Origin of the sequence: uncultured Hymenobacter sp. (assembly GCF_964242765.1) — a bacterium.
In the GTDB taxonomy this organism is placed as follows: domain Bacteria; phylum Bacteroidota; class Bacteroidia; order Cytophagales; family Hymenobacteraceae; genus Hymenobacter.
The window spans coordinates 92,628-98,460 of record NZ_CAXTBM010000015.1 but is presented as its reverse complement, the minus strand read 5'-3'; the positions used below and the strand labels follow the sequence as shown (position 1 = coordinate 98,460).

The following is a 5,833-nucleotide window of genomic DNA, read 5'->3' as shown; positions in this document are numbered from 1 at the left end:
GCCCTCCGCGTCTACCTTCACAAAAGCTGGATCCTGCAACACGCGGCGGGTCTGCTCGTTGAGTTGAGTGAAAAGCTCTTTGCCCAAGTAGGCTTCGCGGCTTAGCCGGGGGCAGCTGGCAGTGCCGCACACCAAGGCAAAGTGCAGGCGTGGGTCGTCGTAGAGCTTGCGCAGTTTGTTGTGCTCTAACTCGTCGAGCGTCATTTTCTCGCCGCCCACTAGCATCAGTCTCTTGTCGAAGAAACCCGGCATATCTCGCACCGATGTCAGGGGATAGTTATTTACTATTTCCCCGATAACAAGCACGTTGTAAGCATTCAAATAGAAAGCGTATAAGTCGGCTTGCGAGGCGCCGCTCATGCTGAAAGTAGCAATGTCTTCGAGTAAGGCATCAAGCTGTTTAGGGTCGCGCTGGATGGCTTGGTAATTGACTTCCCCTTCCTTGTTCACAAACCGTTTCAGGAAAGCTGTAGTCGAGGCTGTTATCTGATTTGACGATGCGGGGGCAGCCTGCACTGTAAAGCAGCCGAATAGTAGAACTAAAATTAGTGCCGCACGTACCCAAATTGGCTGAGAGTTGTAAGTGTGGTTCATGGATTAAAAATATATAGTCAGTTTGTAGCGCGAGCACTACAATTTGATTGCCAAGCCTATAAAAGCCTGTATTTATGTTATAAAGTGTTTTAATTCAGACACTTGTTTACATTCATAATTTTTAATATTTATCTATTTTTAAGAATTCCATCCCGTTTTAAGAACTACTGCTTTTTATGATTTTACCTGTAATAAGTAGAGCTCATCAGGTAAAGTATACGCCTGCGCTAGTGTTGAACATTATCCTAATGGAGCGCAACAATAACTCTCATTCACTCTTTGTAGATAAATTTTTGATAATCAGTATTATACAACTTTACTTTTCCTTGTTCTACTTTTAATCCTGATTTAGGAATTATCCGCTTTATAGAACAACTGTTGGAGTAGAATACTCAAGAGTATTGGTGTTGCATTGGGCAAGTTGTTTCGTGAAGCTGACAGTGTACGCCACTGAAAAACACTAGCCGCACCTGCTTCATAAGACAAGTGCGGCTAGCGTTTTATTACTGGCAAGTAGCGAGAATTCACACTCACTACAGAAGCAATTAGTTTTTCGGCATTGTTCCTTTTGGCTCGTCCACCGAAATTACCCCCCTGCGTGGAGCCGGCTTGGCTTTTTGCTTGCGCAAGGCTTTGCGACGAGCAGCGCGACGGCGGAAGAAGCCCAAACGCTTGCGCCTAGAGCGGCTGTTGCCCCGGTAGCGCTTGTAATTGGGACGTGGCACTTTTGGGTACGCACTGCTCTCCGCCTCGGCGGTAAGGCTGGTTGCCTCCTTTGCTTGCCCAAGCTCCGCATCCAAAAGGAGGAATAGAGCACAGAAAAACAGTAAAACTATTTTGTACATAAATAAGATGTAAGAAGATTTTAACTACTCCCGCAGATCTTAGCTAAGGCCGCATCATCCAACCCAACCAACTTGCGCAAGCAAATTACTGATTATCACCAAGAAATAGTATAAAAAGCGTTCAATAATTTGAAACACTGGTTTCTATCACACGATTTACTTTTATCTCACTCTTTCACACAAAAAAATCAGTTCGCCCACCGGAACCTGCTTGCCCTATTGCTATAGCCCGTAGTGAGCTTTAGAGGAGGCTCTTGACCTGCCTTTGCTATTACACCCACGCATCAACTTAACGGTTTCGCCAGCGTTGAAGCAAGGACTTAGTATGTAGTGTGGCCTACATGACTTGAGTCTTGATTGAAACAAACCCCGGCCTGAGGCGTTCGTATGGCCGGGCGCAGCTTTCGGGGGCGCTATCTGGCACCAATAGCTTTCCGTATGACGCAGCGTTTTGACAGTGTGATTTTTGATCTGGATGGTACTCTTTGGAACGCCTCAGAATCCGTAACCAAGGGGTTTCAAGCTGCCAAGAACAGCGTCGATTACATCGAGCAGGATATTACGCTGGCTGATGTGCAGGCCGTAACCGGCCAGCCTTATGAGCTGGTGTACGACCGTTTGTTTCCCACATTGCCCGCTGACCGACGGCAGGAGTTTAAAGCCCTTTGTGCCCGCCATGAGCTAGGCGGCGTAGAGCAGTACGGTGGCAATTTGTACCCAGGGCTGGAAGATGCGTTGCGCTACCTGACCGAGCAGGGCTACCGGCTTTTCATTGTCAGTAATTGCCAGCGAGGCTATATCGAGGCCTTTTTTCAGCACAGCCAACTAGCCCAGTATTTTGAGGGACACCAGTGCTTTGGCACCAAAAACCTACCCAAGTTCCAGAACATACTAGAGGTCATCGAGCAACATAGCTTGCAGGCACCCGTGTACGTTGGTGATACCCGGGGCGACTTCGAAGCCAGTCAGAAAAGTGGCATTCCTTTCATTTTCGCCACCTACGGTTTCGGGGAAGTTCCGTTAGCAGAAGCGCCCATGCGCATCGACTCGCTGGCCGATCTGCAGAAACTACTTTAGCTGCGAATTCTTTGTCTCGCTGTTAGCCTCTCATGTACTAGGATATGACACCTCGCCCTTACATTTTAGCTGAAACCAACTGGCAGCTTGTCAAAGAAACTGGCTTTGAAGTAGTAGTGCTGCCCTGGGGTGCAACTGAAGCACACAACTACCATTTGCCTTACGCTACCGACAATTTTCAGTGCGACTATGTGGCGGCCGAAGCGGCCCGCCTGGCTTGGGAACAGGGCGCTAAGGTCATTGTGCTCCCCACTATTCCGTTTGGCGTAAACACCGGCCAGTTAGACATCACGCTCGACATGAACCTAAACCCTAGCACTCAATTAGCTATTCTACGCGACTTGGTGCAGGTATTGGCCCGACAAGGCATTCCGAAACTAGTGCTCTTGAACGGCCACGGTGGCAACGACTTCCGGCAAATACTGCGCGAATTGCAAGCGGAATTTCCCACTGTATTCCTTTGCACCCTGAACTGGTTTAAGGCCGCCGACCGAAATCAGTACTTCAGCGCCCCCGGCGACCACGCCGACGAATTGGAAACCAGCGCTATGCTACACATTGCACCCGACTTAGTACGCCCACTCGCTGAGGCCGGCAACGGAGCCGCTCGACAGTTCCGCATCAAGGCATTGCGGGAGTGGGCTTGGGCACAACGAGAATGGAGCAAAGTAACGGCTGATACGGGTGTAGGCAACCCAGTGGCCGCTACAGCCGAAAAGGGAGCTGCTTTTCTGGCTGCCGTTACCGCCAACATCAGCCAGTTCTTGGTGGAGCTAGCAGCCGCCGATTCGCAGGATTTGTATGAGTAGCCGGTAAGTTAAAAGCTACGCGACCTGTTCTGCTATGGGCCGGGCACCCTGCGCCAACAACCAATGCACGGCAGCTCCCTCATCGGTGAACTGACTGAGAGAACAATTTTCGCCTTGGTTGCGAGGCAAGGACGGTACCGAGTCATTCTGCACGCAGTGGAGTTGGTAAGGAGCCGCCAGGAAAGCGAGGAACACTACTCCGTGCATATGCCGATGCAACGTGGGATAAAAAACGTTCGTGAGCCAGTGCACGTCGCTGGCATCTACTTCCAACCGCCGACGCGAATCAATGAGCCAGTAGCGACAATCGGCGCAATCAGCGGCATAGTGGAGAATGGATTGGTAGCCAGTCCGCAATTCGGATGAAGTGACCGGACGGGTCCACCGGGCCGTTACTAGACCTAGATCAGAGCGGAAATTCAGGTCCAAATAGTCGAGAGGAGAAGTAGCCATGAGGAAACAAAACCGTCTAACACGGAATAGGTGCTTTCCCCTTACGGGTCAACCGAGGTTAACGTTCAGTTAGAGACATTAATATATACCAAAGGGCAATGTCTGGAAGTGCCGCAACCTCACCTTCCTTACCAAAGAACGCAATTACACAAGGCTCGATGGTGTAAATTCACCTGCTTCCGGCTGCTCGCGCCCCACTAGCAGAATACGGTCGGCGCGCTGCGTGACTGATAGAAGTACTCCGGCGCGAGCAGCGGAAACCAGAGTGCAAAAGTGAGTTGGCAAGGTGGTTAGAGCAAGGTATTCATCTTTGATTTTTATCCTGTATGGGTAGCTTTTTCTAGGTTGCGTCAAGGAAATTCACTTGCATTTTCACTAAGCGAACCAAGCAATTATCCTCCTGTGCTTTCCCGACTAGTTTTTGCTCTCGTAGCTTTTCAGCCGACAGTTCAAGCGCCCACTGCACCACGCGAACCGGCGAGCTAGGCTGACACGGATTACCGGCTAGAATATGCGTAACTAGCGGAATGACAGAAAATTATTTGCAGAGTTTAGGCTTCGAGCCCTCTGCGCGTACCGAAGGAAGCAGCCGCGCTACCGCTGCCCACAGCACTGCCTGGCGCTACCGCCATGCACATGCCGCGCAAGACGGCACGCGCCTCTACGCCGAGCACCCATTGGGCATAGCACGCTGCCGCCTTAGCACCTTACCCGCTCCCCTCGATCAGCACGACGTTCTTCTCGATGCCGATCTTAACGACCGCACCGCCCTCGAAACGGCCGTTAACAGCTTCTTCGCCGCCCACGGTGGCATCGGAACCATGATTTCACCAACATCCGCCAACATGTTCCGGCCATACCGGCGCAAGGAATAAAGGCTAGTTTCCTTTGATTACTCAGCAAAACGCCGCCCCTCGCTTATGCAAGGGGCGGCGTTTTGCTTTATGACATTAAGACTTAGCACCTTTTATTCGTGATACCTATCACGCCATTATGGTCATGAATTTCATTAAGCACTCCTGTTCCTTTGGCCCCAGTCGTAACTTGTATTACCCCATTGCGGCCTCGAGCACCATATTGCTGCTCGGCTGATGAGCCTTTTAGCACTTTCAGCTCTTTGATCTCTGACTGAGGCAACTGCTCAAGCTCTGCTTCGGTAGCTTCTTTGCCATCAATAAGAATCAAGGAGTCAGCCGTTTTTATAGGGGGCGTACTGACTTGCTTGTTGAACGCTACTACGGCTGCCGAATTTGCATTGGCTTTGGTGGTGATTACAATGACGCCTGCGGCCGCAGCTTCCCCGAATTGCTGGCGGGCAGGTTCGCCTTTCAAAACATTCACGGCAGCAATGGCATTGGGGTTTTGCTGTAGTTGCTCCGCAGCCTCTTTCGTGGATTTTTCACCATCTATAAAGTAGAGGGCGTTATCTATCGTGTTTTGCACTCCTTTAGCAGTAGGTTGCACGGGCTGTTCTTGCTCGGCTTTCGAACAGCTGCCAAGCAGCAAGACGGCGGCTAATGGCGCTACCAGCAAATAGCGAGCGATGTGTATAGCAGAAGTTTTCTGACTGTTCATCATGTTGATGCGGCTTTTGAGGGTGTGAAAAGTGAACGGAGTAACAAGCGCCGGGCCCAACGCCAGAGTGCTAAGCCGCACCAAGCTGTACTGATACACTTTACTGTTTACCTCGCCAGCGCGCAGAACCGCTTGGTCGGCAATGAATTCCAGGTTCTCCTGCAACGCTCGCAGCAGCAGCCAAGCCGCTGGGTTCATCCAGCAGAACACGCGCTGCACTTGGCCGAGCAGCACATCCAGAGTGTGCCACTGGTGCACGTGTACTTGCTCGTGCAACAGAATAGCGGGCAACTCACTGGGCCGGTGCTGTTGAGGATTGACGTAGATGGTTTGCCAGAATGAAAAAGGCGTAACAGCCTCTGTAATAGACCGGAAAGGTAAACCGACTGTCGGAGCAGAAGCGCGGTGCAGCCGGCGCAACGACAGGCCCTGCACCAGCAGCCGTGCGCCTAACACCACTACGCCAGCCCAGTACAAGGC

The 5,833-nt window shown here is 51.2% G+C and carries 7 protein-coding genes; 3 read left to right on the top strand and 4 right to left on the bottom strand.

Annotated features, from left to right (window positions below):
• Nucleotides 1-450, bottom strand: a 450-nt coding sequence (locus ACFE7X_RS08805) for a DUF547 domain-containing protein (protein WP_375435305.1), incomplete at its 3' end; no start/stop codon positions are given.
• 689 nt (nt 451-1,139) lie between these two features.
• Entirely contained in the window at nt 1,140-1,394 is a 255-nt protein-coding gene (locus ACFE7X_RS08800; protein WP_375435304.1) for a hypothetical protein, read from the bottom strand.
• Nucleotides 1,395-1,877: 483 nt separating this feature from the next.
• On the opposite strand from ACFE7X_RS08800, the gene ACFE7X_RS08795 reads away from it, so the two are divergent.
• Both ACFE7X_RS08795 and ACFE7X_RS08790 read left to right on the top strand, forming a co-directional pair.
• Nucleotides 1,878-2,516: an HAD family hydrolase gene (locus tag ACFE7X_RS08795; RefSeq protein WP_375435303.1), complete on the top strand. Its 639-nt coding sequence runs from the start codon at nt 1,878-1,880 to the stop codon at nt 2,514-2,516.
• Between the two features lie 44 nt (nt 2,517-2,560).
• Nucleotides 2,561-3,325 (top strand): creatininase family protein, encoded by a 765-nt coding sequence (locus tag ACFE7X_RS08790; RefSeq protein WP_375435302.1) that lies wholly within the window; start codon nt 2,561-2,563, stop codon nt 3,323-3,325.
• Nucleotides 3,326-3,340: 15 nt separating this feature from the next.
• Here ACFE7X_RS08790 and ACFE7X_RS08785 read toward each other — a convergent pair whose 3' ends face one another.
• A complete protein-coding gene (locus tag ACFE7X_RS08785) occupies nt 3,341-3,778 on the bottom strand; it encodes a hypothetical protein (protein WP_375435301.1) in 438 nt (145 codons plus the stop codon).
• Nucleotides 3,779-4,305: 527 nt separating this feature from the next.
• On the opposite strand from ACFE7X_RS08785, the gene ACFE7X_RS08780 reads away from it, so the two are divergent.
• Entirely contained in the window at nt 4,306-4,653 is a 348-nt protein-coding gene (locus ACFE7X_RS08780; protein WP_375435300.1) for a hypothetical protein, read from the top strand.
• 82 nt (nt 4,654-4,735) lie between these two features.
• Here ACFE7X_RS08780 and ACFE7X_RS08775 read toward each other — a convergent pair whose 3' ends face one another.
• Complete coding sequence (locus ACFE7X_RS08775) at nt 4,736-5,644, bottom strand: M56 family metallopeptidase (protein WP_375435299.1); 909 nt, start codon at nt 5,642-5,644, stop codon at nt 4,736-4,738.
• Nucleotides 5,645-5,833 lie beyond the last annotated feature (189 nt).

Coding starts and splice junctions, on each gene's coding strand:
- ACFE7X_RS08785 (WP_375435301.1), bottom strand. CDS start 3,778: ATGGCTACTTCTCCTCTCGACTATTTGGACCTGAATTTCCGCTCTGAT.
- ACFE7X_RS08790 (WP_375435302.1), top strand. CDS start 2,561: ATGACACCTCGCCCTTACATTTTAGCTGAAACCAACTGGCAGCTTGTC.
- ACFE7X_RS08780 (WP_375435300.1), top strand. CDS start 4,306: ATGACAGAAAATTATTTGCAGAGTTTAGGCTTCGAGCCCTCTGCGCGT.
- ACFE7X_RS08795 (WP_375435303.1), top strand. CDS start 1,878: ATGACGCAGCGTTTTGACAGTGTGATTTTTGATCTGGATGGTACTCTT.